Below are 24,796 nucleotides of genomic sequence, written 5' to 3' on the forward strand. Positions count from 1 at the left end.
CTCTCTGAGAGGCTTTCACAGCCGTACCCCCGTAGCTGAGTGACAGCGGGGCAATCCCGGATGCTCCGCGGCTGTCGATGGCAGCTGAGCAGAGAACCGGGGGTCGAAAATACGACGGAATGGGGGCGCCGTGAGGAGGAGACGACCCTCCTCTTCTCCCGGGCTCACGAGCCCAGTTGCGTCCTCAACCACTGCTCGACCTCGCCCACATGTGCGGCCGCCGCCGCGCGTGCCGCCTCCGGGTCGTGGGCGACCAGGGCGCGGTGGATGGCCGCGTGCTCGCGGCGGGTGCGCTCGAAGGCGCCCTCCTCCTGGTATCCGCGCCAGACCCGGGCGCGGAAGGTGCGCGAGGACAGGCCCTCCAGGATGGCCGCCATGGTGTCGTTGCCCGCGGCGGCCGCGATCTCGCGGTGGAAGGCGAGGTCGTGGGCGAGGATCTCCTCGGGGTCGTCGGTGGCGTTCATCGCCGTGAGGTGCTTCTCGACCTCGGCGAGCTGGTCGGGTGTGATGCGGGCGGCGGCCAGCGCGGTCGCCGTCGACTCCAGGATGCGCCGCACCTCGAGCAGCTCCACCAGCTGCGGGCCGCGGGAGAGGTCGGCGACCACGCCGAAGGTCTCCAGCAGGTCGCCGGCCTCCAGCTGGGTGACGTAGATGCCGGAGCCGTGCCGGGCCTCCAGCACGCCGAGCACCGTCAGCGCGCGGATCGCCTCGCGCATCGAGCTGCGGGAAATGCCCAGTTGGGCCGCGAGGTCGCGTTCGGTGGGCAGCCGCTGGCCGGGCTCGAGGCGGCCCTCGCCGATCATCGCCTTGATCTGCTCCATGGCCCGCTGCGTCACGGTGCCCTTCTGCGGAGCTGTCTCGTCCACGCCGCGCCTCCAGTCACCGGGTCGCCGCAGTCTAACCAGCAGAGTGGTCCGACCACTATGGCCCTGGAGCCACAAAATATGGGGTACGGGGGTGTTGTTTCAGGGAAGTGGTCTGATAAGTATGCCGTCATCTGCTCGAACCCGCTCAACGAGGAGCCGCCAAGATGCCCGGCACGACAGTGCGGAAAAGGAACAGGTCCAACATCCTCGGCGTGGCGGCCATCGCCGCCTGCGCCTCGCTCGCGCTCGCCGCTTGCGGCAGCACCAAGGACACCGGCGGCTCCGCAAGCGCCGGGGGAGGCGGCGGCAGCGGCAAGGTAGGCGTGATCCTGCCCCTGCTGACCTCGCCGTTCTGGCAGTCGTACAACGACTACGTGCCGAAGATGGCCAAGTCCGAAGGCGTCGACGCTCTGAAGACGGTCAACTCCAACAGCGACCCCTCGCAGCAGATCACCGACATCAACAACCAGCTGAACCAAGGCGTGAAGGGCCTGGTGGTGGCCCCGCTGGACAGCGCCGCCATCGAGGCGGGCCTCGACCAGGCCGACCGCAAGGGCGTGCCGGTGGTCGCCGTCGACGTGGCGCCCGACAAGGGCAAGGTCGCCATGGTCGTGCGCGCCGACAACGTCGCCTACGGCACCAAGGCCTGCGACTACCTCGGAGCGCACGTCACCAGCGGCAAGGTCGTGCAGATCATGGGCGACCTCGCCTCGGTCAACGGCCGCGACCGCTCCGAGGCCTTCCGCGCCTGCGTGAAGAAGAAGTACCCGAAGCTCAAGGTCCTGGAGATCCCCGCCAAGTGGGAGTCCGACACCGCGGCCTCCAAGCTCGACACCCTGCTCAACGCCAACCCCGACATCAAGGGCATCTACATGCAGGCCGGCGGCGTCTACCTCGCCCCCACCCTGCAGACCCTCAAGTCGAAGAACCTGCTCAAGACGGTGGGCCAGAAGGGCCACATCGTCATCGTCTCCAACGACGGCATCCCGCAGGAGTTCGACGCCATCCGCAAGGGCCAGATCGACGCGACGGTCTCCCAGCCCGCCGACGCCTACGCCAAGTACGGCATGTACTACATCAAGGCGGCGATGCAGGGGAAGAGCTTCAAGCCCGGCCCGACCGACCACGACTCGACGATCGTCAAGCTGCCCAGCGGCATCCTCGAGGACCAGCTGCCCGCCCCGCTGGTCACCAAGGAGAACGTCGACGACTCCAAGCTCTGGGGCAACACGGTCAAATGAGCACCCAGGAAAGCCCGTTGGCCGAGGGGAGCGCGGTGGTGCCCCTCGTCGAGGCGCGGGACGTCGTCAGGCGCTACGGACCCACCACCGCCCTCGCGGACGGCCGGCTCACCGTGCTGGCCGGCGAGTCCCACGCACTCGTCGGCCGCAACGGCGCCGGCAAGTCGACCCTGGTCCGTGTCCTCACCGGCCTGGAGGCACCGGACGAGGGCACGGTCCGCTTCGACGGCGAGCCCGCACCCGCGCTCGCCGACCGGGACGCCTGGCGCCGCAAGGTCGCCTGCGTCTACCAGCACCCCACGGTCGTACCCGAGTTGACGGTCGCGGAGAACCTCTTCATCAACCGCCAGCCGGTGCACCGCGGCTTCATCAGCTGGCGCCGCCTCAGGAGCGAGGCGGCCCAGCTCCTCGACACCTGGGACGTGCGCGTCGACCCGGAGGCCCGTACGGCCGACCTCAAGGTCGAGGACCGCCAAATGGTGGAGATCGCACGGGCGTTGAGCTTCGGCGCCCGCTTCATCATCCTCGACGAGCCCACCGCCCAGCTCGACAACCGCGAGATCGAGCGGCTCTTCGACCGCATGCGCGCGCTCCAGGACTCGGGCGTCACCTTCCTGTTCATCTCGCACCACCTCCAGGAGGTCTACGAGGTCTGCCAGGCCGTCACCGTGCTGCGCGACGCCCGCTGGATCACCACGGCCCCGGTCGCCGACCTGCCGCGGACGGCGCTGATCGAGGCCATGGCGGGGGAGTCCATCGAGACCCTCGCCGAACAGGGCGTGCAGGAGAAGATCGTCGACGACAGCGCGCCGGTCCTGCTCGACGCCCGCGGGCTCACCTCGGAGACGTACGAGAACATCGACCTGACCGTCCGGCGCGGTGAGGTCGTCGGACTCGCCGGCTCCTCCGCCAGCGGCAAGATCGAGCTGGCGGAGGCCTTCGCGGGCCTGCGCACGCCGACCGGCGGGACAGCCCGACTCGACGGAAAGCGGCTGCCGTTCGGCGACGTCCGTGCCGCGCTGCAGGCCGGGGTCGGCTGCGTCCCGCGCGACCGGCACGACCAGGGCCTGATCACCGGCATGACCGTCGGCGACAACGCCACCATGAGCGTCCTGGACCGGCTTGGCCGCTTCGGCTTCGTCGGCACCGACCGCAGGCGCAGCGTCGCCACCGAGCTGATCGACCGCCTCGACATCCACGCCGAGGGCCCCGGCCAGCCCGTGTCCGACCTGTCGGGCGGCAACGCGCAGAAGGTCGTCATGGCCCGCGCCCTCGCCTCCGACCCACGGCTGCTCGTCCTCATCAACCCCACCGCGGGCGTGGACGTGAAGTCCAAGGAGTCGCTGCTGGCCCGCGTGGACAGCGCCCGCGAGGACGGCACCGCCGTGCTCGTCGTCTCCGACGAACTCGACGACCTGAGGCGCTGCGACCGCGTCCTCGTCCTCTTCCACGGCCGCGTCGTCGCCGAGCACCCGGCAGGCTGGCGCGACCACGAGTTGATCGCCTCCATCGAAGGAGTGGACCACCATGGCTGACACCAAGGCGCCGCCGGTGAAGGCGGTGAGCGTGCCGGACGCCCGGGCGGCGCGGGCCGTACTGGTGCGGCGCGCCCGCGAACTCGCCTTGGTTCCGGCGCTGTTGCTGCTGCTCCTGCTCGGCGCCGTACTGAACGACTCCTTCTTCACCGAGGCCACGCTGATCTCCATCCTGGCCTCGTCGGCGTCGCTGGCCATGGTGGTGCTGGCCGAGTCGCTGGTGCTGATCACCGGCAAGTTCGATCTGTCGCTGGAGTCGGTGGTCGGCATCGCACCGGCCGTCGCGGCCCTGCTGGTGCTGCCCGCGGCGCAGGCCGGCTGGGGCACCGAACTCCCCGCCGGGCTGGCCCTGTTGGCCATCCCCCTGGTGGGCGCGGCCATCGGTGCCTTCAACGGCATCCTCGTGGTGAAGGTGAAGCTCAACGCGTTCATCGTCACCCTCGCCATGCTGATCATCCTGCGCGGGCTCCTCGTCGGCGCCACCAAGGGCAAGACGCTGTTCGGCATGCCCGACTCGTTCTTCTCGCTGGCCACCACCACGTTCCTGCGCATCCCGCTCTCCGTGTGGGTGGCCGCCGCCGCCTTCGCCGTCGCCGGGCTGGTGCTCAAGTACCACCGTGTGGGGCGCTCGTTGTACGCGATCGGCGGCAACCTGGAGGCGGCCCGCGCCGCCGGCATCCGCGTCGACCGCGTCCGGCTCGGCGTCTACGTCGTCGCCGGCGTCCTCGCCTCGATCGGCGGCCTGATGTACACGGGCTACGTCGGCGCGATCGGCGCCAACCAGGGCCAGAACATGATCTTCACCGTGTTCGCCGCCGCGGTGATCGGCGGGATCAGCCTCGACGGCGGCAAGGGCACCATGTTCGGCGCCCTCACCGGCGTACTCCTGCTGGGCGTGGTCAAGACCATGCTCACCATGGCCCAGGTGCCGTCGTTCTGGATCGACGCCATCTACGGCGGAATCATCCTGCTCGCGCTCATCCTCGCCCGCGTGACCACCGGCCGTGCCCAGGACTGACCGCTCCCTGCTCCCGACCGAAAGGCCATCCGTGTCCCCGACGCCCGACCCCTCCCACCGCATCACCGCGGTCGACACCCACGACATCCGTTTCCCGACCTCGCGCGAGCTCGACGGCTCCGACGCGATGAATCCGGACCCCGACTACTCGGCCGCGTACGTCGTGCTGCGCACGGAATCCGAGGAGCGCGGGGAGGGGCCGGAGGGACACGGCTACACCTTCACCATCGGGCGGGGCAACGAGGTCCAGGTCGCCGCGATCCACGCCCTGCGCCACCACGTGGTCGGCCGGTCCGTCGACGAGGTGTGCGCCGACCCCGGAACGCTCTACCGGGATCTGATCGGCGACAGCCAACTGCGCTGGCTGGGGCCCGAGAAGGGCGTGATGCACATGGCGATCGGCGCGGTCGTCAACGCCGTGTGGGACCTGGCGGCCAAGCGTGCCGAGAAGCCCCTGTGGCGGCTGCTCGCCGAGGCCGACCCCGAATGGCTGGTCGAGCAGATCGACTTCAGGTATCTGACGGACGCGCTGACACCCGCGGAGGCGCTGGAGATCCTGCGCCGCGGACGGCAGGGCGCCGCCGAGCGGACCGCCCACCTGCTGGAGCGCGGTTATCCCGCCTACACCACCTCCGCGGGCTGGCTCGGCTACAGCGACGAGAAACTCACCCGGCTCGCCGCGCAGGCGGTCGCCGACGGCTTCAAGCAGATCAAGCTGAAGGTCGGCGCGGACCTGGAGGACGACGTACGGCGCTGCCGCGTCGCCCGCTCGGTGATCGGCCCGGACATCCGTATGGCCATCGACGCCAACCAGCGCTGGGACGTGGCGGAGGCGATCCGCTGGACCAAGGCGCTCGCGGAGTTCGACCCGTACTGGATCGAGGAGCCCACCAGCCCCGACGACATCCTCGGGCACGCCGCGATCCGCGAGGCCGTCGCCCCGGTCAGGGTCGCCACCGGCGAGCACGTGCACAACCGCGTCATCTTCAAGCAGATGCTCCAGGCCGGCGCCCTCGACATCGTCCAGATCGACGCGGCCCGCGTCGGCGGCGTCAACGAGAACCTCGCCGTCCTGCTGCTCGCGGCCAAGTTCGGAGTGCCGGTCTGCCCGCACGCCGGCGGCGTCGGCCTGTGCGAACTCGTCCAGCACCTGTCGATGTTCGACTACATCGGAATCTCCGGGTCCACCGAGAACCGGGTCATCGAGTACGTCGACCATCTGCACGACCACTTCCTCGATCCTGTGGTGATCCGCGAGGCTCACTACACGGCACCCACCGCGCCGGGCTTCTCGGCCGCCATGCGGCCCGAGTCGATCGCGCGGTACTCCTTCCCCGACGGCGCGTTCTGGGCCGCCGACCGCGACGCGAAGAAAGGACGGGCGGCATGACGGACTTCGAGGGCCTGAAGGCTCTGGTGACGGGCGGGGCCTCCGGGATCGGACGGGCCACGGCCGAACTCCTGGCCGCCCGCGGCGCCCAGGTCGCCGTCCTCGACCTCGACCCCTCCTCGGTCGACAAGCCGCTGCTCGCCCACCGCGCCGACGTCACCGACGACGCCTCCGTACGCGAGGCCGTGGCGGCCGCGGTCGCCGAGCTCGGCGGACACGGCGTACTCGATGTACTGGTCAACAACGCGGGCATCGGCGCCCAGGGCACCGTCGAGGACAACGACGACGCCGAGTGGCACCGCGTCATGGACGTCAACGTGCTCGGCATGGTGCGCGTCGCCCGCGCGGCCCTCCCGCACCTGCGCGCCTCGCAGCACGCGGCCATCGTCAACACCTGCTCCATCGCCGCCACCGCGGGCCTGCCGCAGCGCGCGCTCTACAGCGCCTCCAAGGGGGCTGTGTACTCGCTGACCCTCGCGATGGCCGCCGACCACGTCCGCGAGGGCATCCGCGTCAACTGCGTCAACCCCGGCACGGTGGACACCCCGTGGATCGGCCGCCTGCTCGCCAAGGCCCCCGACTCCGCCGCCGAACGGGCCGCCCTGGAGGCCCGCCAGCCCACCGGCCGCCTCGTCACGGCCGACGAAGTCGCGGCCGCCGTCGCCTACTTGGCGAGCCCGCTGTCCGGCGCCACCACCGGCACCTCCCTCGCCGTGGACGGCGGCATGCAGGGCCTGCGCCTGCGGCCGGTGAGCCAGTGACCGTCCTCGGCAGGAGCGGCGTCGAGGTCGCCCCGCTGGGCTTCGGCGCCGCCGGCATCGGCAACCTCTACACCGCGGTGAGCGACGAACAGGCCCACGAGGCGATCGACGCCGCCTGGTCGGCGGGCATGCGCTACTTCGACACGGCGCCGCACTACGGCATCGGCCTGTCCGAACGGCGGCTGGGCGCCGCCCTGCGCGCACGCCCCCGTACCGAGTACACGATCTCCACCAAGGTCGGCCGACGCCTGGAGCCGTCCGACGCGGGCGGCGACGACCTCGCCAACGGCTTCGCCGTGCCCGCAACGCACCGCCGGGTGTGGGACTTCAGCGCCGACGGCGTCCGCCGTTCCCTGGAGGAGAGCCTGACCCGGCTCGGCCTCGACCGCGTCGACGCCGTCTACCTGCACGACCCCGACGACCACGCCGAACAGGCCTTCCACGAGGCCTATCCGGCCCTGGAGAAGCTGCGCTCGGAAGGCGTCGTCGGCGCCGTCGGAGCCGGCATGAACCAGGCCGAGATGCTCACCCGCTTCGTCCGCGACACCGACGTCGACATGGTGCTCTGCGCGGGCCGTTACACCCTGCTCGACCAGCGGGCGCTGGCCGACCTGCTGCCCGCCGCACAGGAACGCGGCACGTCGGTCGTCGTCGGCGGCGCCTTCAACTCCGGCCTGCTGGCCGACCCGAAGCCGGGAGCGACGTACAACTACGCGCAGGCGCCAGCCGAGTTGCTGGAGCGCGCCCTGCGCCTGAAGACCCTCGCCGACCGGCACGGCACCACCCTGCGCGCCGCCGCCCTCGCCTTCTGTGCCGCGCATCCGGCGGTCGCGAGCGTCCTGGTCGGCACCCGCTCGGCGGTCGAAGCCCGCGACTGCGCCGAGCAGTTCGCCGCACAGGTACCGGCCGGTTTCTGGCAGGAGCTGCGCGACACCGGCCTCCTGCCCCCCGACGCCCCCGTCCCCACCGAGGAGCCGTCTTGAGAGTCGCCCTGCACACCAAGGTCCGCGCGGACCGCGTCGCCGAGTACGAGGCCGCCCACCGTGAGGTGCCCAAGGAGCTCACGGACGCGATCCGCGCGGCCGGCGCCACCTCCTGGACGATCTGGCGCAGCGGCACCGACCTCTTCCACCTCCTGGACTGCGAGGACTACGCCCGCCTCCTCGCCGAGCTGGAGAAGCTCCCGGTCAACGTCGCCTGGCAGGCCCGCATGGCGGAACTGCTGGACGTGGTGCACGACTACTCCGACGAGGGCGCGCAAGCCGGCCTGCCCGTCGTCTGGGAGCTGCCATGACGGTCGACGCCCACCACCACGTCTGGGACCTGTCGGTCCGCGACCAGGACTGGATCCCGCAAGGCAGCCCGATCCGACGGGACTTCACCGTCACCGACCTCGAACCCGAGGCCCGCGCGGCCGGCGTGGACCGCACGGTCCTCGTCCAGACGATCACCGTCGCGGAGGAGACTCCGGAGTTCCTGGCCCTGGCCGCCTCGCACGACCTGATCGCGGGCGTCGTCGGCTGGACCGACCTCACCCGCCCGGACATCACCGACGAACTCGCCCGCCTGCGCGAACTCCCCGGCGGCCACCACCTCAAGGGCATCCGCCACCAGGTCCAAAGCGAACCGGATCCCGACTGGCTGCTACGCCCGGACGTCCGCCGAGGCCTCGCCGCCGTGGCCGAAGCGGGCCTCGTCTACGACCTGATCGTCCTGCCGCACCAACTCCCGGCCTGCACCAAGACGGCGGCATCCCTACCCGAACTGACCTTCGTGCTGGACCACTTGGGCAAACCCCCCATCGCCTCCGGCACCCTCGCCCCCTGGTCCGCCGACCTCCGCACCCTCGCAGCGCTCCCCAACACCACCGCCAAACTCTCGGGTTTGCTCACCGAGGCCGCCTCCACCACCTGGACCATCGCCGACCTCCGCCCCTACGCCGAGACGGCCCTGGAGGCCTTCGGCCCCGACCGCCTGATGTTCGGCTCGGACTGGCCGGTGTGCACGGAGCGGGCGACGTACGGAGAAGTTCTGGACACAGCAGGGGAGTTGGCGGCGGGACTGAGCGCCGCCGAGCACGCCGAGGTCTTCGAAGCTACGGCTGCCCGGGTCTACGGTCTTTGAGACGTGGGTCACCTCCCGGGGTGTCGGTGTCACACTCGGCGGCTCGCCTCCCTCTCATGGGGCAACAGGCCCGCCGGGCCGCCGAGAGGGGAAGATTCCTGACCAGGTATCGGAAGACAGGGCGTGCACTGACCGCAGGAGCGGCTCTGCTGGGCCACTGGCGCTTTCGGGACCCGCGCAGGCCGCCAACCGCACCTCCGTCGTCGCCTACGGCGCCCATATCCGCGCGACGGCCGTGTCCTACGGTGCGAACGGCGCCGTCAAGATCTGCGACTCCTATGGAGACAACTGGGGGGTCGCCGTCCACTACTACCGCAAGGTCGGAGGCCCTCAGAGGCTGTCGGACTTCAAGGGCCCCGGCAGTGACAACTGCAACATGACCTCCAACATCGAGAGCAACCCGATCATCCTCTTCACGGCGTGCGTGATCATTGACAACGTCGACTACTGCGCCTCCCCGTACCAGGACACCGGCCGGTAGCCCGCGCGCTCCGCAGGCTCACGATCTCTGAGCCACCCCCGCCAGCCGGGTGGGCGGCAGATACTCCCGTACGAACGTCCGCTCCCAGCACGCCCCCGTCTCCCGCAGTTCGCGCCAGCTCGTGTACTCGTAGCGGAAGAGGCGCGCGCGGATGTAGCGGGGCGGGGCGTCGGGTGGGAAGGGGGAGCGGCGCAGGAGGCGCAGGGTGTCGCGGTCGTTCTCCAGGAGGCGTTCGACCAGGGCGCTGAACCAGGCGCCGGCGTAGGAGGGGGAGAGGGCGGCGAACCACATCAGCCAGTCCAGGCGCAGGTGGTAGGGGGCGAACTGGCGGGGCCAGCGGTGCGGGTCGCCCGGCTTTCCCTTGAACTCGTACTCCCGCCAGTCGGAGTCCTCGCGCGGTACGGCCTCGTCCGTGCCCTCGATGACCACCTCGTAGCGCAGCCGGCTGACGCTGCCGAACGCGCCGTAGGTGTTGACCAGGTGGAGGGGGTCGAAGGAGCGGTTCATGACCTGGCGGCGGGAGATCATGTTGCGGACCGGCTGGTAGCTGAGGGCGAGGAGCAGCGCGGCGACCGCGAGGACCAGGATCTCGTACCAGAGGGGGGTGCCGGGCGCGGGCGAGGGTGCGTGGGCCGGGAGTCGCAGCGCCGAGACGGCGAGCACGATGGTGATCCAGTTCAGCCAGGCGAAGTTGCCCGACAGCACCAGCCACAGCTGGGTGACGATCATCAGGGACGCCGCGGCCGTCGCGATCGGCTGAGGGGTGAACAGGAGCACCGGCACGACGAGTTGGGTGACGTGGTTGGCGGCCACCTCGACCCGGTGCAGGGGCAGGGGCAGGTGGTGGAAGAACCAGCTCAGCGGGCCCGGCATGGGCTGTGTCTCGTGGTGGTAGTCCAGGCAGGTGAGCTTTCGCCAGCAGGCGTCGCCGCGCATCTTGATCAGCCCCGCGCCGAACTCCACCCGGAACAGGATCCAGCGCAGCAGGAAGAGGACCATGAGGGGCGGGGCCACCTCGTCGTTGCCGAGGAAGACCGCCAGGAAGCCGACCTCCAGGAGCAGGGACTCCCAGCCGAAGGCGTACCAGGTCTGGCCGACGTTGACGATCGAGAGGTACAGCGCCCAGGGGACCAACCACAGCAACATTCCCGCCCATAGGGGGAGTTGGGAGTCCGCCCCGGCGAGCAGCGCCGCCGAGACCGCGCAGCCCGTCCACGCGCAGGCCGCGAAGAAGCGGTCGGAGTAGTGCAGTTGGAACAGGCTCGGGGCCTGCCGGAAGCGCACCCGGTCGAGGAAGCGGGGGACGGGCAGCATGCCCCGCTCGCCCATCAGCGCCCGGAACTGCAGGGCCGCCGTCAGGAACGCCACGAGGTACAGGCCGGCCAGAGCCCGCTGGAAGACCAGCCGGCTCAGCCAGTACCCGGGTGCGGTGAACCAGTCCACGGTCGTGCGCTCCTCGCTCCCATTCTCGCGCCCGTCGCGCTTGTCGCGCCGAACCCTGCGTCACTCTCCGCTTATCCGTCTTCCGCTTGCGTAACCCAAGAGGGTGAAGCAAACAATAGTGGCGAATTGCCCGAAATGAGGTGGGAGGACGAGGTGCGGACAGCCACCCGAACCCTCGCCACGGCCTGCTTGCTCTCGGCGGCGCTGCTCGTCGCCGGATGCAGCGGCAGCGGTGAGGCGGACACGAAGGCGGGCGCGGAGGTCTTCCTCCAGCCCGTCGCGGACCGGGGCCCGGACCCCTTCACGGGCTCCACGGTCGTCCCGTCCCCCGTCACCGGTCCGGCCCAGCCCGACGACTCGGCGCGGACCGACGGTTCGCAGACGCCACGGGCGATCTCTGGCTCCATGCCCGGCCTCTACGCGGGCACCGTCCACGTCGGCAGCTGCGACGTGGACCGACAGATCGGCCAACTGACCTCGGACCAGGCCAAGGCCCGCGCCTTCGCCCAGGTCGCCGGCGTCCCTCCGGCATCCCTCCCGGACTATCTGCGCGGCCTCGCCCCGGTGGAGTTGCGCGCCGACACCCTGGTCACCAACCACGGCTACCGCGGCGGCCGGACCACCAGCTTCCAGTCCGTGCTCCAGGCCGGCACCGCCGTCCTCGTAGACAACCGCGGCATGCCCCGGGTCCGTTGCGCCTGCGGCAACCCGCTCCAGGCGGCCGGTACGACGCAGGGCGGCCGGAGCCAGGGCGCCGCCTGGCCCGGCTACCGGCCCGCCCAGGTGATCGTGGTGACACCCACGCCGCAGGTCATCACCGACATCACGATCATCGACGTCGGCCACCGGAGGTGGATCGAGCGGCACGTCGGCCACGATGTCCAGCACGACCACGTCGTGCCCCCGCCCGCGACCCTCACCCCACGGCCGACGCCGAGTCCGGACGCCAGTGCCTCCGGAACCGGCCCGAGCGAGAGCCCCGGCGGCACGTCCCCCGGCGACCGGACTCCGTCGCCGTCCGACCCGTCCGGAGACTGCACGAGCCCGGAGCCGACCGTCACCGTCCAGCCGGGCGCCACCGACGCCGTGACTCCTGCGACGTCCTCCTCCGGGGCCGGCGGCTGCCCGACGGCGACCGCCTCGGCCGTACCGCCCACGACGACCACGCCCGGGCACCCGCGGAGTTCCCCGGCAACGCCGTCCTCGCCGAACGACCCGGCGTCCCCGGCGAACCCGGACGAGACCGGCCCCGACACCGTGCCGGACAACCCCGACCAGCCCGACAGCGGCGGCCTGATCCCCGACGACACCACGACCAGCATCATCTTCGACAGCCCCACGGGCGTCCTGCAGAGCTGACCACCGACGACGGCCGGGGAGCCAGGAAGTCCCGCGTGCTCCCCGGTCGAAGAATCGGGCGATTACTGGCAAGGTGGCCCCATGGTTGATCGGGGAGCGAGCGCCCTGTCTCTCCCGGACGACTGGCCCGCCCACCCGGACCCGATCCTGGCGCTCAACCTGATGGGCAGTTTCGACTGGGACCTGGACAGCGGTCTGTTCCATATGGACGCCCAGGCCCACGAGGTCTTCGACCTGCGCCCAGACGAGTACGACGACCACCCCGAGAGCCTCGCGGTCCGGGTCCCCACGGCCGAGGCCTACCGCCTCGACAGCCTGGTCGCCCAGGCCATGAAGGACGGCAGCGAGAACTACGGCGCCTACTTCCGCCTGCGCCGCCGCGACGGCACCCTGCGCTGGACCCACACCCAGGGCTACATCCGGCGCGACGAGACGGGCCGACCGCGCCGGATCATCGGCATCGTCCGGGACGCCACCCAGGAGCTCGGCGACAGCGAGGCCCGCCACGAGCGGGACGCCCAGGACGAGGCCCGCCGACACCAGACCAACGTCGTCCAGATCACCACGGCCGCCCTCGCCCACGCCCGCACCGTCCAGGACGTCATCGACGTCGTCAAGGACACCCACGGCCTCACCCATCTCGGCGCCACCAGCCTGGTCATGGGCCTGGTCGAGGCGGGCCGCATCCGGCTGATCGCGGAGGGCCCGGCGGGCAGCTTCGTCCCCGGCACCCTGGTCACCCGGATCGACGAGCCCTACCCGATGAGCGACGCCGTACGCACCCTGACGCCGCGCTTCATCGAGTCGCCGGAGGAGTTCGCCAAGGGCTATCCGCTGCTGTGGCCGCACATCACCGACCTGAACATCACGTCGGCCGCCTATCTGCCGCTGATCGTCCAGGCCCGGCCGATCGGTGCCATGGGCCTGCTCTACAACGACCGGCGCGGCTTCTCCGCCGAGGACCGCAACGTCCTGCTCGCCCTCGGCAGCAGCATCGCCCAGAGCCTGCAGCGCGCCATGTTCTACGAACAGGAGAAGGACCTCGCCTCCGGCCTCCAGCAGGCCATGCTGCCGCGCACCATCCCCAGCGTCCGCGGCGCCGACGTCGCCGTCCGCTACCGCTCCGCCTCCCTGGGCCGCGACATCGGCGGCGACTGGTACGACCTCATCCCGCTGCCCGGCGGGCGGGTCGGCGCCGTCATCGGCGACGTCCAGGGGCACGACACGCACGCGGCCGCCGTCATGGGCCAGTTGCGCATCGTCCTGCGCGCCTACGCCGCCGAGGGCCACACCCCCGCCACCGTGATGGCCCGCGCCTCCGTCTTCCTGCACGAGCTCGACACCGACCGCTTCGCGACCTGCCTGTACGCGGAGGCCGACCTGTCCACCGGCGTGGTCCAGGTCGTCCGGGCCGGCCATATCGACCCGCTGATCCGCCACACCGACGGCAGCTGCCGCCGGGTGCCCGTCCCGGGCGGGCTGCCGCTCGGTCTGTCGGCGGAGTTCGGGCGCCTGGAGTACCCGGTAGGCACCCTGGAGCTGGACCCCGGCAACACCCTGCTGCTGTGCACCGACGGCCTGGTCGAACAGCCCGGCGCGGACCTGGACGACGGCGTGCACGTGCTGACCGCGCTCATCGCGTCAGGCCCGGACGACGTACGGGACCTCGCCGACTGCCTGATCGACGTGGCCGAGGAGCGCGGCGGCGACGACGACGTGGCCCTGCTCCTGCTGCGCCGCCGCGGCCTGGACACCACGCAGGCCGGCGGCCGGCTCCAGCAGCACGTGGCACCCGGCGACCCCGAGGCCCTCACCCAGGCCCGGCACATGATCCGCGCCGCGGTCCGCGCCTGGGGGGCGGCGGAGCGCGCCGACGAGATCGAGCTGGTCGCCGACGAGGTGATCACCAACGCGCTGATGCACACCGAGGGCGCCGCCATCGTCACCCTCCGGGTCCTCACCGGCAGCGACCGCCGGCTGCGCGTGGAGGTCGAGGACTCCTCAAGCGCCCTGCCGCGCCGACGCGAGGCGGGGGAGTCGGGCGTCTCCGGGCGGGGCCTGCTCCTGGTCGACCTGCTCACCGACGCGTGGGGCGTGGAGGCGCGGGGCGGCGGCAAGTGCGTCTGGTGCGAGTTCCTGGTCCCGGACGGAGACTGAACCGATCCCACCTGGCACTGTCGGTGCCGGGTGGCACTCTGGACGTATGCCGGAACTGCCCGAGGTCGAAGCGCTCAAGGACTTCCTGACGGAGCACCTGGTCGGTCACGAGATCGTGCGGGTGCTGCCCGTCGCGATCAGCGTCCTGAAGACCTACGACCCGCCGCTCTCCGCCCTCAAGGGGCGCGAGGTCACCGGCGTGCGCCGGCACGGCAAGTTCCTCGACCTGGCCACGGACGGCGGCCCGCATTTCGTCACCCATCTGGCCCGCGCGGGCTGGCTGCACTGGAAGGACAGACTCCCCGACGGCCCGCCGCGGCCGGGCAAGGGCCCGCTCGCCCTGCGCGTCGCCCTGGAGACGGGGGAGGGCTTCGACCTCACCGAGGCGGGCACCCAGAAGCGCCTCGCCGTCTACGTCGTCCACGACCCCCAGGAGATAGCGGGCGTGGCCCGCCTGGGCCCCGACCCGCTCGCCGACGACTTCGACGCCGCACGCTTCGCGGACCTGCTGAAGTCCGAGCGCCGCCAGCTCAAGGGCGCGCTGCGCGACCAGAGCCTGATCGCCGGGGTGGGCAACGCCTACAGCGACGAGATCCTGCACGCCGCGAAGATGTCCCCCTTCAAGCTGGCCGCGTCCCTCACCCCCGAGGAGTCCGGCCGCCTCTACACGGCGCTGAGAGACACGCTCACCGGGGCCGTCGAGCGCTCCCGCGGCGTGGCGGCGGGCCGGCTGAAGGCGGAGAAGAAGAGCGGCCTGCGGGTGCACGGCCGCACCGGCGAGCCCTGCCCGGTGTGCGGCGACACCATCCGCGAGGTCTCCTTCAGCGACTCCTCGCTGCAGTACTGCCCGACGTGCCAGACGGGCGGCAAGCCGCTGGCGGACCGGAGGATGTCACGGTTCCTGAAGTAGCGGCGGGCCCCACCCGTGCCTGGGGTCAGTGGGCCTGAAGGGTCACCAGGTGCTCGCCGTCGGCCGTCCGCACGTCGTAGCGGGCGATGTCGTCGGTGTGCATGGCCGAACTGCCCCGCATGGTGATCGGGCGGGCGTCGTGACCGGGGACGGTCCAGCTGGTCACGGTCTCCTCGGAGTTGTCGTGGCCGACGGCGATCAGCCGGCACGAGCGGGGGCCCGCGCCGTCCTTGATCTCCAGCTTGACCTGGCTGCCCGTCTCCGCGTCCTCGGACGTGACCTGCGCCCAGACGCCCGAGTGGGCGTCGGTCGCCGCCATGCGCACGGTGTTGTCACCGCCGCCGTGGCCCGCCGCCATCGTGATGGCGGGCCCGGTCACGGCGATCGCCGCGGACGCCGCCAAGGCGAAGATGAAGCGCCGCCGGCCGGCCCGGTGCCGGGCCGCCACGGTGTCCATCAGCGTGTCCAGCAGCTGCGGGCCGGGCCTGGTCATGTGGCTGACGAACCGTGGCGTCGCCCGGCGGTACAGCATCATCTGCCGGGTGATGGGCCCGTATTCGGTCACGGAGGCGGCGCAGCGCGCACACTCCATGAGGTGGTCCTCGAAGCGGAAGGCGTCCGCCTCGTCCAGCACGCCGAGCGCGTACGCGGCGACGTCGCGATGCCTCTCCTGGGACGACCACATGCCGAATCCTCGTGCCGTTGGGTGCGGGGGGTGTTACTCCTTGCTCCCACCGGTACGCACCAGACAGTCGAATCACTCAAGGCATCCACAGAATCGCAACCAAGGGATTCGGAGCGGCCGGGCCCGCGGATTGGTCCGAGAACGGACGTGGCTAAAAAAGGTGGATGGCGAGATGCCCGAGCGGCAGCCCCAGTTGCCACGCCTTCGTCCACACCTTCGGTCCGTCGTCCTCGCCGACTACGGCGCCGCCGGGCACCGCGTTCAGATCGGGCGCCAGAAGTTCGGTCTCCTCCAGCCACCGCCAGGCCGCCTCCGCCAGTTCCAGGTCGGGCGCGGGACCGCCAGCTTCGGCCGCGTCGGCGCCCAGCAGGGCCATCCGTTCGCGCACCCAGTCCTGCCACGGCTGGTCGTAGGCCGTCAGCGACAGCCAGTTCTCCAGCTGGGAGACCACCCGGATGCCCGGGAGTTCGCCGTCCGTGTCCGACAGGAAGATGGTCAGCGCCAGGGCGTCGCGACCGGCCCGGAACTCGAAGGACGTCGGCGGCATCAGGTCGCCCGTCCGCAGCAGTTCGTCGGCGATGTACTCGGCGTACAGCCAGGCCATGGGGACGACCAGTTCATCGCCGCCGGCTCCGTCCGTGCTCTTGTGACCTCTGTGCAGCATCCCTTCCTGCCTTCCTCCGGTGCGTGCGCGTCACCCGGCCCAAGATCCCGTCCGGGACCCCGGGCCCCCAGTCCGGAACACGGATGAGGACAGCCCATTGCTCAAGGCATGTCTTCAGCAAGGCGCTTTACCGAGGTTTGACTTGGCAGTCCGTTTCACTGCAGGTCGGCCGCATATCCCGGAAGCACCCGGCGCAGGGCGCGCAGCGCGTAGTACGCGCGGGACTTCACCGTACCGGGCGGAATCCCCAGTGCCTCCGCGGCTTCCGCAACACTCGCCCCCTGGAAGTACACGAGCACCAGGACTTCACGGTGCTCGGGAGTGAGTGTCTTCACAGCCTCGCGCACATCGAGGGCTGCGGCGGCCCGTTCGGCGTGGTCACCGATCACTCGGGTGTTCTCCAGGATCGCGTCCCCCACCTCTGGCGGGCGGGCCTGCCGGGCCCGCCGCGCGTCGATGGCGAGCCGCCGCCCCACGGTCATCAGCCAGGGCCGTACGGAGTCGAAGTCGTCGGCGCGCAGCGCCTCGGGATGCTGCCAGGCGCGTACGAGGGTTTCCTGCACGAGGTCTTCGGCGCGTTGCCGGTCGCCGTCGCACAGCCGGAGCAGGAGGGCGAAGAGAGGCCGTCCGTGCTCCCGCTGGAGCGCGGCGAGTTCGTGCTCGGCGGTCGTCGCGTTCGTGAGAGTGGGTCCGGCCGTCATGGCCGTATGGCACCGCAGGCCGCCGCCCCGGGACAGAGAGCGCACCGGGATCTGCGGCGGACGGTCGATCGCGTCGGCGAACGGTTCGACGAACGGTTCCGGACGGCGCGCGCGGTCGTACCGTGCGCCGGACGTGGGCGCCGGACGGGGATGCCGAACGGGCCAATCGGCGTAGCGGGGTTGTTTGGGGACGCCCTTATCTTCGTACCTATTTGTCCGTAAATAGGATCACAGTGGGGTGAGCCGATGATTGCACGCAGACGACAGGTTGCCCTCGCCCTGACGGTCGTTCTGGCCGCGGGCGCGGCTTGTCAGGCCCAGCACCGTCATTCGACCGCCGCCGGTCGGCCGGCACCGGCCGCGGCGCGCGGATTCACGCTCGTCGCCTCCGGCGACGTCCTGCCGCACAGCCCCATCATCGACCGCGCGCGCTTCGACGGCGGCGGCAACGCCTACGACTTCCGCCCGATGCTCTCCGGCGTCAAACCCGTCGTCTCCCGCGCCGATCTGGCGCTGTGTCACATGGAGACCGTCTACGGCGCGAACGGCGACTACACCGGCTACCCCGACTTCAAGTCGCCGCCCGAGGTCGCCCAGGGCCTCGCCGCCACCGGCTACGACGGCTGCTCCACGGCCTCCAACCACAGCCTCGACGACGGCGCCCAGGGCATCCGCCGCACCCTCGACGCCCTCGACGCGGTGGGCGTACGGCACGCCGGCTCGGCGCGCACGGAGGCCGAGGCGCACACCGTCACGATGCTGCGCGCGGGCCCCGCCAAGGTCGCCCACCTCGCCTACACCTTCGACACCAACGGCAAGCCGCTGCCCGCCGGCCAGCCCTGGGCCGTCAACCTCATGAACGAGAACGCGATCGTCGCCGACGCCCGGGCGGCCCGGCGCGCGGGCGCCGACGTGGTCGTCGTCTCCCTGCACTGGGGCACCGAATGGCAGGACGCCCCCGACCAGCAGCAGCTTGCCCTGGCCCAGCAGCTCACCGCCGCACGCACGGGCGGCCGTCCCGACATCGACCTCATCCTCGGCACCCACGCCCATGTCCCGCAGGCGTACGAGAAGGTCAACGGGACCTGGGTGATCTACGGCATGGGCGACCAGATCGCCGGCGAGATGACCAACAACGAGGGCGCCAAGGACCCGCGCGGCAACGAGTCCACCCTCGGCCGCTTCACCTTCACCCCGCCCGCGAAGCCGGGCGGGCGCTGGGAGGTCACCAAGGCGGAGTTCATCCCGCAGCTCTTCGACGTCGACGCGGGCCGCGTGGTCAACCTCAACCAGGCCCTCCGTCAGGGCGCCGAAGTGAAGGCCGTACGCGACGCGATCCGGGACGTGGTGCTGAGCCGCGGCGCGGCGAAGGACGGCTTGGTGATGGGCGAGTAGCCCAATGCCTGTGCATGACCGGCCGCTCCTCTGCACGACCGACCCCTTGCATCAGGCGGACATCAACATCCCCTTCACCCCCGGCATGGCCTCCCCGCGCGACAGCGCCAACCCCCTGGGCTGACGCGGTCGTAGAGTCCGGCGTCCTGAGCCTGTCGCTGCGATCTCGGGACATCGAGGGTCGGGATACTCGGACGGCGCCTAGGATCGGCCTGTGATCGCTGACGTGCAGTGTGTGGTGCTGGACTGTTCCGAGCCGACGCAACTCGCCGAGTTCTACCAGGCGTTGCTCGGTGGGGCTGTCAATCGGGAGGATCGGCGATGGGCCCTGGGGGACGGCTGGGCGACCCTGCACACGCCGTCCGGACTCGTCCTGGCCTTCCAGCGGGTGGCTGACCACAAGCCGCCGCAGTGGCCCGACCCGACGCGGCCACAGCAGTTCCATCTGGACTTCGGTGTCGCGGACCTGGACCGAGGACAGGAACAGGTGCTGTCCTCGGGGGCGACGCTGCTGGACGAGGGTTCCGGCGTGCGGAGCTGGCGCGTCTACGCCGATCCGGCAGGGCATCCGTTCTGCCTGGTCCGGCACTGACACTCCCTAGTCCCCGGCCGCCGCCGAACTCTGGCCCCGTGCCAGCTCCGACCGCTTGTACGAGTACCCGAAGTAGATGACGACCCCGATCAGGAACCACACCGCGAACCGCACCCACGTCTGCCACTGCAGGTACGTGATCAGCCAGATGGAGGCGACGATGCCCACAGCCGGCACGACCGGCATCCATGGGGTGCGGAAGGCGCGGGGGAGGTCGGGGCGGCGGTAACGCAGGACGATGACCGCCGTGCAGACCACCACGAACGCCAACAGGATGCCGATGTTGGTCAGTTCGGCCGCCTCGGCGATGGGCAGGAAGCCGGCGATGATCGCCGACGCCACTCCGACGATCCAGGTCACGCGCGTCGGCACGTGCCGCGTGGGGTGCGTCTTGGCGAACCACTTGGGCAGCAGCCCGTCCCGGGACATGGAGAACCACACCCGGGTCACGCCCAGCATGAAGGTGAACATCACGGTGAGGATGCCGATGATCGCGCCCACCGCGATCACGTCCGCGAGACCGCTGAGCCCCACCGCCTTGAACGCCGAGGAGAAGCCGCTCTCCGGGTCGATGTCCTTGTAGTTCTGCATGCCGGTCAGCACCAGGCAGGCGGCCACGTACAGGACCATCGAGATGATCAGCGAGTAGATGATCGCCTTCGGCATGTGCCGTGCCGCGTCCTTGGACTCCTCGGCCGCGGTCGACATGGCGTCGTAGCCGAAGACCGCGAAGAACACGGTCGCGGCACCGGTGAAGGCGCCGCCGATGCCGAAGGGGAAGAACGGGTGGTAGTTGCCGGTGTCGATGTGGAAGACGCCGACGCCGATCACCAGCAGCACGACCAGGACCTTGAGCACCACGACGAACGTCTCGAAGCGGGCCGCGTTCTTGATGCCCTGGTTGAGCAGATACGCGATCAGCAGGCACAGGATGGCCGCGAACAGGTCGACCTTGTGCCCGTCGCCGGTGCTCGGGGCGCCCAGCATCCACTTCGGCAGCTCCGCGCCCATGTCCTCGACGAGGAAGCTGAAGTAGCCGGAGATGCCGATCGCGACGACGGCCACGATCGCCGTGTACTCCAGCAGCAGGTCCCAGCCGATGAACCAGCCGGCGAACTCGCCGAGCACCGCGTAGCCGTAGGTGTAGGCCGAACCGGCCTTCGGGATGAGGCCCGCGAACTCGGCGTACGACAGCGCAGCCGCGGCGCTCGCGACGCCCGCGATGAGGAAGGAGACGAGGACCGCGGGGCCCGCCGTGCCGTTGGCGACAGTGCCGGCGAGGGTGAAGATGCCGGCGCCGATGATGCCGCCGACGCCGATCGCGGTCAGCTGCCACAGCCCCAACGATCGTTCCAGACGCGGGCCTTCGCCCACTTCGGTCTCGTCGATGTGCTCGATCGGTTTGCGGCGGAGAATGCCTTCGCCCATACGGAGCCGGGCCATGCGCCTCACCTCTTCACGTTCGGCAACGGCTGACCGCCGATCATGTTGGCTCAGAGGCGCGAGGGAGGGAAGACGCCGCGCACACACCCGCGCGGCGAACGAGTCCTACGGCACCACCGTCACCGGCCACCGCCCGGCCTTGACCAGCCGGATCGCCACCGAGCCCACGATCCGGTGGCCGGCCTGCTCGGAGGCGCCCACCACCACCGCGTCGGCCTTCAGCTCGTCCGCCGCCTTCACCAGGCCGCTGTAGGGGTCGCCGCGGAAGGTGTGGAACTCCCAGCGCACCTCGAATATCCCCTTGAGCCGCTCGGTCGCGTCCCGGATGTAGGCGATCAGCTCCTCGGCGATCTCGTCCGTGGTCTCGGCGACCGGCGCTCCCATGGCCGCGCCGGCGGCCATGACCGGTTGCACGTAGACGACGGCGAGCAGCGCGCGCTGGCGCCGGGCCAGGCCACCGGCATATGCCGCGGCGCGCATCGAGGTATCGGAGCCGTCCACCCCGACCACGATGACCTTGGGCCCGTCCGTGCCTCGCTCGAACTGATGCGAGTGGTGTTCCGTCACGGCTGTGAGGCTATCGGAGGCCGCAGGTCGCACCGATATCCGGGCTCGACGGGCGGGGCGGCCCCGCAGTTCCTACTCTCGAAAGCATGAGTGCCACCGCGGAGGCCTCCCCGCCCCAGGCGACGACGGGCCCGATACAGCCGCCCGGACACGGGCCGATGAGCAAGGTGCCGGAGGCCTTCGGGACCTTCTTCGGCGCCCTGGGACTGCTGTGCGTCCTGCTGGCGCTCATCCGGCCGCTGCGCGTCGTGCTGCGTCCCGTGGTCCGCTTCCTCGACCTCATCATCGTCCCGGTCAGCGCGAACCTCGCCTACGCCGTCTTCCTCTTCCTGCTCGCCGCCGCGACCGCCGCCCGCAAGAAGGTCGCCTGGTGGCTGGTCGTCATCTATCTGGGCCTGCTGGTCCTCACCGACGTCCTCGGTGTGGCGCTGGGCCTGTACGCCGAGTCCCTCGGCTCCCTCGTCGTCTGCTCCCTCGCGCTGGCCCTGCTCATCGTCGCCCGCCGGGAGTTCTACGCCGCCACCCGCCGCGCCGCCCTGCGCCGGGCCCTGCTCGTCCTGCTGGCCGGGCTGCTCGTCGGCATCCTGGTCGGCTGGGGCCTGGTGGAGCTGTTCCCCGGCACCCTGCCGGAGAGCCAGCGCCTGCTGTGGGCCGCCAACCGCGTCTGCGGCGGCCTGGTCTCCAGCCGCTCCTTCGACGGCAGCCCACCGCGCGGCCTGTACTTCCTGCTCGGCCTGCTCGGCGCCCTTGCCCTGCTCAACGCCGCCGCCACCCTCTTCCGTTCGCAGCGCATGGAATCCGCCCTGCACGGCGACGAGGAGCACCGCATCCGCGCCCTGCTCAGGGCCTACGGCGAGGAGGACTCCCTCGGCTACTTCGCCACCCGCCGCGACAAGGCCGTCGTCTTCTCGCCCAGCGGCAAGGCGGCCGTCACCTACCGCGTCGAGGCCGGCGTCTGCCTCGCCAGCGGCGACCCCGTCGGCGACCGGGAGGCCTGGCCGCACGCCATCGCCGCCTGGCTGGACGTGGCCCGCAGGCACGCCTGGGCGCCCGCCGCCATGGGCGCCTCGGAGGACGGCGCCCGGGCCTTCGCCCGCTCCGGACTCGGCGCGCTCCAGCTCGGCGACGAGGCGATCCTGCGCGTCGCCGACTTCGATCTCGACGGCCGCGACATGCGCGTGACCCGGCAGGCCGTGCACCGGGTGCGCCGCACCGGCGCCCACTGCCGCATCCGCCGGCACGCCACCCTCACCGACGAGGAGATGGAGGCGGTCGTCGACAAGGCGGACGCCTGGCGCGACACCGAGACCGAACGCGGCTTCTCCATGGCCCTGGACCGCCTCGGCGACCCGGACGACGGAGACTGCCTCCTCGTCGAGGCGCTCAGCGAGGACGGCCGCCTGCTGGCCCTGCTGTCCTTCGTGCCCTGGGGCCGCGACGGTGTCTCCCTGGACCTGATGCGCCGTGACCGCAGCGCGCCCAACGGCGTCATGGAGTTCATGGTCGCCGAGCTGTGCGCAGTCGCCCCGAAGTTGGGCGTACACCGCATCTCGCTGAACTTCGCCGTCTTCCGCTCCGCCTTCGAGGAAGGCGCCCGCATCGGCGCCGGACCCGTGCTGCGGCTGTGGCGGCGCCTGCTGCTGTTCTTCTCCAAGTGGTGGCAGCTGGAGGCCCTGTACCGGTCCAACGCCAAGTACCGCCCGCAGTGGTACCCGCGTTTCATCTGCTACGGCGACACCGGCTCCCTCGCCCGCATCGGCCTGGCCTCCGGAATCGCCGAGGGTTTCGTCTCCGTACCTTCCATGCGCAAACTCTGGGGAAAGGGGCACCCGAGGGGCGCGTCCAGGCCCGCCACCACCGAGGGCCTGCCGTCGCTGTCGGCGCTCGGCCTCGCCGGAGGGGACGAGGCCGGGCCCGGCGACCCCTACGCCGGCCTGCCCGAACAGGTCCGCATCCGGCACCGCACCCTGGACAGGCTGCGCGCGGACGGCGTCGACCCCTACCCGGTCGGCATCCCCCGCCTCACCCACGCCCTGGCCGACGTCCGAACGGGCGAGGAGGTCACCGTCGCCGGCCGGATCATGCTCGTACGGGACTTCGGCGGCATCGTCTTCGCCGTGCTGCGCGACTGGTCGGGCGACCGTCAACTCGCCCTCACCCGCGACCGCTCCGGCCCCGCCCTCGACCGCTTCACCGCCGACACCGACATCGGCGACCACATCACCGTCACGGGCACGGCGGGCGTGAGCGACAAGGGCGAGCCGACGATCTTCGTCACCGGGTGGCAGCTCATCGGCAAGTGCCTGCGCCCGCTGCCCGACAAACGCCACGGCCTCGCCGACCCCGAGGCCAAGGTCCGGATGCGCTACGTCGACCTGATGTCCAGCCCCGACGCCCGCGCGGCGATCCGCGCCCGCTCCACCGCCGTGCAGGCGCTGCGCCAGGGCCTGCTCGAGCGCGGCTATCTCGAGGTCGAGACGCCGATGCTCCAGCAGATCCACGGCGGCGCCAACGCACGCCCCTTCACCACCCACATCAACGCCTACGACCTCGATCTGTACCTGCGCATCGCACCCGAGCTGTATCTGAAGCGGCTGTGCGTGGGCGGCCTGGAGAAGGTGTTCGAACTCGGCCGCACCTTCCGCAACGAGGGCGTCTCCTACAAGCACAACCCCGAGTTCACGATGCTGGAGGCCTACCAGGCCTTCGCCGACTACGACGTGATGCTCGACCTCACCCGCGACCTGATCCAGGGCGCGGCCACGGCCGCCTTCGGCTCACCCGTCGCCCGCAAGGAGGGCAAGGAGTACGACATCTCGGGCGCCTGGCCGGTCAAGACCGTCTACGGCGCGATCTCCGAGGCGCTGGGGGAGGAGGTCGACGCCGACACGGAACTGCCGCGACTGCACCGGCTGTGCGACCGCGCGCACGTGCCGTACACCGCCGAGGACGGGCGCGGCGACGTCGTCCTGGAGATGTACGAGCGCCTGGTCGAGGAGAAGACGGAACTGCCCACCTTCTACAAGGACTTCCCCACCGACGTCTCCCCGCTCACCCGTCAGCACCGTACCGACCCGCGGCTGGCCGAGCGCTGGGACCTGGTCGCCTTCGGTACGGAACTGGGCACCGCCTACTCGGAGTTGACCGACCCGGTCGAGCAGCGCCGGCGGCTGACCGCCCAGTCCCTGCTGGCCGCCGGCGGCGACCCCGAGGCGATGGAGCTGGACGAGGACTTCCTCGACGCCCTGGAGTACGCGATGCCGCCCACCGGGGGCCTCGGCATCGGCGTGGACCGTCTGGTCATGTTCCTCACGGGCCTGACGATCCGCGAGACCCTGCCGTTCCCGCTGGTGCGCCGCCGCTGACGGCCGGCGGCCCGCGCACCCGCCGCCGACACGCCGTCGCTGGTCCGGCTGCTTGCGCCGGGCGGGTGCTTTCCCGGTGCCGCTGCCGTGTTGCTGTCG

General features: G+C 71.1%; 22 protein-coding genes. 15 read left to right on the forward strand and 7 right to left on the reverse strand.

The genetic code is table 11. The features are described 5' to 3' along the window. Positions 1–164: 164 nt before the first annotated feature. On the reverse strand, positions 165–866 hold the full coding sequence (locus tag ACGFYN_RS26355; protein WP_393868326.1) for a FadR/GntR family transcriptional regulator: 702 nt from the start codon (positions 864–866) through the stop codon (positions 165–167). Between the two features lie 164 nt (positions 867–1,030). Here ACGFYN_RS26355 and ACGFYN_RS26360 point away from each other — a divergent pair, with 164 nt between their 5' ends. The 9 genes from ACGFYN_RS26360 to ACGFYN_RS26400 all read left to right on the forward strand — a co-directional run bounded on the left by ACGFYN_RS26360 (position 1,031) and on the right by ACGFYN_RS26400 (position 9,416). Then, positions 1,031–2,107: a sugar ABC transporter substrate-binding protein gene (locus tag ACGFYN_RS26360; RefSeq protein ID WP_393868327.1), complete on the forward strand. Its 1,077-nt coding sequence runs from the start codon at positions 1,031–1,033 to the stop codon at positions 2,105–2,107. Further along, complete coding sequence (locus ACGFYN_RS26365) at positions 2,104–3,642, forward strand: sugar ABC transporter ATP-binding protein (protein WP_393868328.1); 1,539 nt, start codon at positions 2,104–2,106, stop codon at positions 3,640–3,642. Before ACGFYN_RS26360 ends, ACGFYN_RS26365 begins: the two co-directional genes overlap by 4 nt. Continuing rightward, entirely contained in the window at positions 3,635–4,660 is a 1,026-nt protein-coding gene (locus ACGFYN_RS26370) for an ABC transporter permease (protein WP_393868329.1), read from the forward strand. Before ACGFYN_RS26365 ends, ACGFYN_RS26370 begins: the two co-directional genes overlap by 8 nt. A gap of 31 nt (positions 4,661–4,691) precedes the next feature. Then, positions 4,692–6,050, forward strand: a complete 1,359-nt coding sequence (locus ACGFYN_RS26375) for an L-fuconate dehydratase (protein WP_393868330.1) — start codon at positions 4,692–4,694, stop codon at positions 6,048–6,050. Then, positions 6,047–6,811 (forward strand): SDR family NAD(P)-dependent oxidoreductase, encoded by a 765-nt coding sequence (locus ACGFYN_RS26380; RefSeq protein ID WP_393868331.1) that lies wholly within the window; start codon positions 6,047–6,049, stop codon positions 6,809–6,811. The genes ACGFYN_RS26375 and ACGFYN_RS26380 overlap by 4 nt, the downstream gene beginning before the upstream one ends. Continuing rightward, entirely contained in the window at positions 6,808–7,794 is a 987-nt protein-coding gene (locus tag ACGFYN_RS26385) for an aldo/keto reductase (RefSeq protein WP_393868332.1), read from the forward strand. Before ACGFYN_RS26380 ends, ACGFYN_RS26385 begins: the two co-directional genes overlap by 4 nt. Further along, the gene (locus ACGFYN_RS26390; RefSeq protein ID WP_393868333.1) at positions 7,791–8,105 is read left to right on the forward strand and encodes an L-rhamnose mutarotase; all 315 of its coding nucleotides are present in this window, start codon (positions 7,791–7,793) and stop codon (positions 8,103–8,105) included. Before ACGFYN_RS26385 ends, ACGFYN_RS26390 begins: the two co-directional genes overlap by 4 nt. Next, positions 8,102–8,935, forward strand: a complete 834-nt coding sequence (locus tag ACGFYN_RS26395) for an amidohydrolase family protein (RefSeq protein WP_393868334.1) — start codon at positions 8,102–8,104, stop codon at positions 8,933–8,935. The genes ACGFYN_RS26390 and ACGFYN_RS26395 overlap by 4 nt, the downstream gene beginning before the upstream one ends. 235 nt (positions 8,936–9,170) lie before the next feature. Then, a complete protein-coding gene (locus ACGFYN_RS26400; protein ID WP_393868335.1) occupies positions 9,171–9,416 on the forward strand; it encodes a hypothetical protein in 246 nt (81 codons plus the stop codon). 18 nt (positions 9,417–9,434) lie between these two features. Here ACGFYN_RS26400 and ACGFYN_RS26405 read toward each other — a convergent pair whose 3' ends face one another. Continuing rightward, positions 9,435–10,859 (reverse strand): lipase maturation factor family protein, encoded by a 1,425-nt coding sequence (locus tag ACGFYN_RS26405; protein ID WP_393868336.1) that lies wholly within the window; start codon positions 10,857–10,859, stop codon positions 9,435–9,437. Positions 10,860–11,012: 153 nt separating this feature from the next. On the opposite strand from ACGFYN_RS26405, the gene ACGFYN_RS26410 reads away from it, so the two are divergent. From ACGFYN_RS26410 to ACGFYN_RS26420, 3 genes are all read left to right on the forward strand, one after another. Further along, a complete protein-coding gene (locus tag ACGFYN_RS26410) occupies positions 11,013–12,218 on the forward strand; it encodes a DUF6777 domain-containing protein (protein WP_393868337.1) in 1,206 nt (401 codons plus the stop codon). Between the two features lie 81 nt (positions 12,219–12,299). Beyond that, the gene (locus tag ACGFYN_RS26415; protein ID WP_393868338.1) at positions 12,300–14,375 is read left to right on the forward strand and encodes a SpoIIE family protein phosphatase; all 2,076 of its coding nucleotides are present in this window, start codon (positions 12,300–12,302) and stop codon (positions 14,373–14,375) included. Between the two features lie 46 nt (positions 14,376–14,421). After that, on the forward strand, positions 14,422–15,285 hold the full coding sequence (locus tag ACGFYN_RS26420) for an Fpg/Nei family DNA glycosylase (RefSeq protein ID WP_393868339.1): 864 nt from the start codon (positions 14,422–14,424) through the stop codon (positions 15,283–15,285). 25 nt (positions 15,286–15,310) lie between these two features. On the opposite strand, the gene ACGFYN_RS26425 is transcribed toward ACGFYN_RS26420, so the two are convergent. From ACGFYN_RS26425 to ACGFYN_RS26435, 3 genes are all read right to left on the reverse strand, one after another. Continuing rightward, a complete protein-coding gene (locus tag ACGFYN_RS26425) occupies positions 15,311–15,970 on the reverse strand; it encodes a zf-HC2 domain-containing protein (protein WP_393868340.1) in 660 nt (219 codons plus the stop codon). Between the two features lie 151 nt (positions 15,971–16,121). Then, entirely contained in the window at positions 16,122–16,634 is a 513-nt protein-coding gene (locus ACGFYN_RS26430) for a hypothetical protein (protein ID WP_393868341.1), read from the reverse strand. A gap of 155 nt (positions 16,635–16,789) precedes the next feature. Then, positions 16,790–17,335: a sigma-70 family RNA polymerase sigma factor gene (locus ACGFYN_RS26435; RefSeq protein WP_393868342.1), complete on the reverse strand. Its 546-nt coding sequence runs from the start codon at positions 17,333–17,335 to the stop codon at positions 16,790–16,792. A 246-nt stretch (positions 17,336–17,581) separates the two neighbouring features. Here ACGFYN_RS26435 and ACGFYN_RS26440 point away from each other — a divergent pair, with 246 nt between their 5' ends. Together ACGFYN_RS26440 and ACGFYN_RS26445 are read left to right on the forward strand one after the other, a co-directional pair. Continuing rightward, entirely contained in the window at positions 17,582–18,730 is a 1,149-nt protein-coding gene (locus ACGFYN_RS26440; protein WP_393868343.1) for a CapA family protein, read from the forward strand. A 214-nt stretch (positions 18,731–18,944) separates the two neighbouring features. Next, positions 18,945–19,322 (forward strand): VOC family protein, encoded by a 378-nt coding sequence (locus ACGFYN_RS26445; protein WP_393868344.1) that lies wholly within the window; start codon positions 18,945–18,947, stop codon positions 19,320–19,322. 6 nt (positions 19,323–19,328) lie between these two features. Here ACGFYN_RS26445 and ACGFYN_RS26450 read toward each other — a convergent pair whose 3' ends face one another. Beyond that, entirely contained in the window at positions 19,329–20,765 is a 1,437-nt protein-coding gene (locus tag ACGFYN_RS26450; protein WP_393868345.1) for an amino acid permease, read from the reverse strand. 105 nt (positions 20,766–20,870) lie between these two features. Further along, positions 20,871–21,332, reverse strand: coding sequence for a universal stress protein (locus tag ACGFYN_RS26455; RefSeq protein WP_393868346.1), 462 nt, complete (start codon positions 21,330–21,332; stop codon positions 20,871–20,873). Between the two features lie 86 nt (positions 21,333–21,418). Between ACGFYN_RS26455 and lysX the strand changes: the two genes are divergently transcribed. After that, entirely contained in the window at positions 21,419–24,697 is a 3,279-nt protein-coding gene (lysX, locus tag ACGFYN_RS26460) for a bifunctional lysylphosphatidylglycerol synthetase/lysine--tRNA ligase LysX (protein ID WP_393868347.1), read from the forward strand. Positions 24,698–24,796: the final 99 nt, after the last annotated feature.

Source organism: Streptomyces sp. NPDC048419, from assembly GCF_043200415.1.
GTDB lineage: Bacteria > Actinomycetota > Actinomycetes > Streptomycetales > Streptomycetaceae > Streptomyces.

Coding starts and splice junctions, on each gene's coding strand:
- ACGFYN_RS26435 (WP_393868342.1), bottom strand. CDS start 17,335: ATGACGGCCGGACCCACTCTCACGAACGCGACGACCGCCGAGCACGAA.
- ACGFYN_RS26440 (WP_393868343.1), top strand. CDS start 17,582: ATGATTGCACGCAGACGACAGGTTGCCCTCGCCCTGACGGTCGTTCTG.
- ACGFYN_RS26425 (WP_393868340.1), bottom strand. CDS start 15,970: ATGTGGTCGTCCCAGGAGAGGCATCGCGACGTCGCCGCGTACGCGCTC.
- ACGFYN_RS26430 (WP_393868341.1), bottom strand. CDS start 16,634: ATGCTGCACAGAGGTCACAAGAGCACGGACGGAGCCGGCGGCGATGAA.
- ACGFYN_RS26395 (WP_393868334.1), top strand. CDS start 8,102: ATGACGGTCGACGCCCACCACCACGTCTGGGACCTGTCGGTCCGCGAC.
- ACGFYN_RS26420 (WP_393868339.1), top strand. CDS start 14,422: ATGCCGGAACTGCCCGAGGTCGAAGCGCTCAAGGACTTCCTGACGGAG.
- ACGFYN_RS26370 (WP_393868329.1), top strand. CDS start 3,635: ATGGCTGACACCAAGGCGCCGCCGGTGAAGGCGGTGAGCGTGCCGGAC.
- ACGFYN_RS26360 (WP_393868327.1), top strand. CDS start 1,031: ATGCCCGGCACGACAGTGCGGAAAAGGAACAGGTCCAACATCCTCGGC.
- ACGFYN_RS26365 (WP_393868328.1), top strand. CDS start 2,104: ATGAGCACCCAGGAAAGCCCGTTGGCCGAGGGGAGCGCGGTGGTGCCC.
- lysX (WP_393868347.1), top strand. CDS start 21,419: ATGAGTGCCACCGCGGAGGCCTCCCCGCCCCAGGCGACGACGGGCCCG.
- ACGFYN_RS26415 (WP_393868338.1), top strand. CDS start 12,300: ATGGTTGATCGGGGAGCGAGCGCCCTGTCTCTCCCGGACGACTGGCCC.
- ACGFYN_RS26380 (WP_393868331.1), top strand. CDS start 6,047: ATGACGGACTTCGAGGGCCTGAAGGCTCTGGTGACGGGCGGGGCCTCC.
- ACGFYN_RS26450 (WP_393868345.1), bottom strand. CDS start 20,765: ATGGCCCGGCTCCGTATGGGCGAAGGCATTCTCCGCCGCAAACCGATC.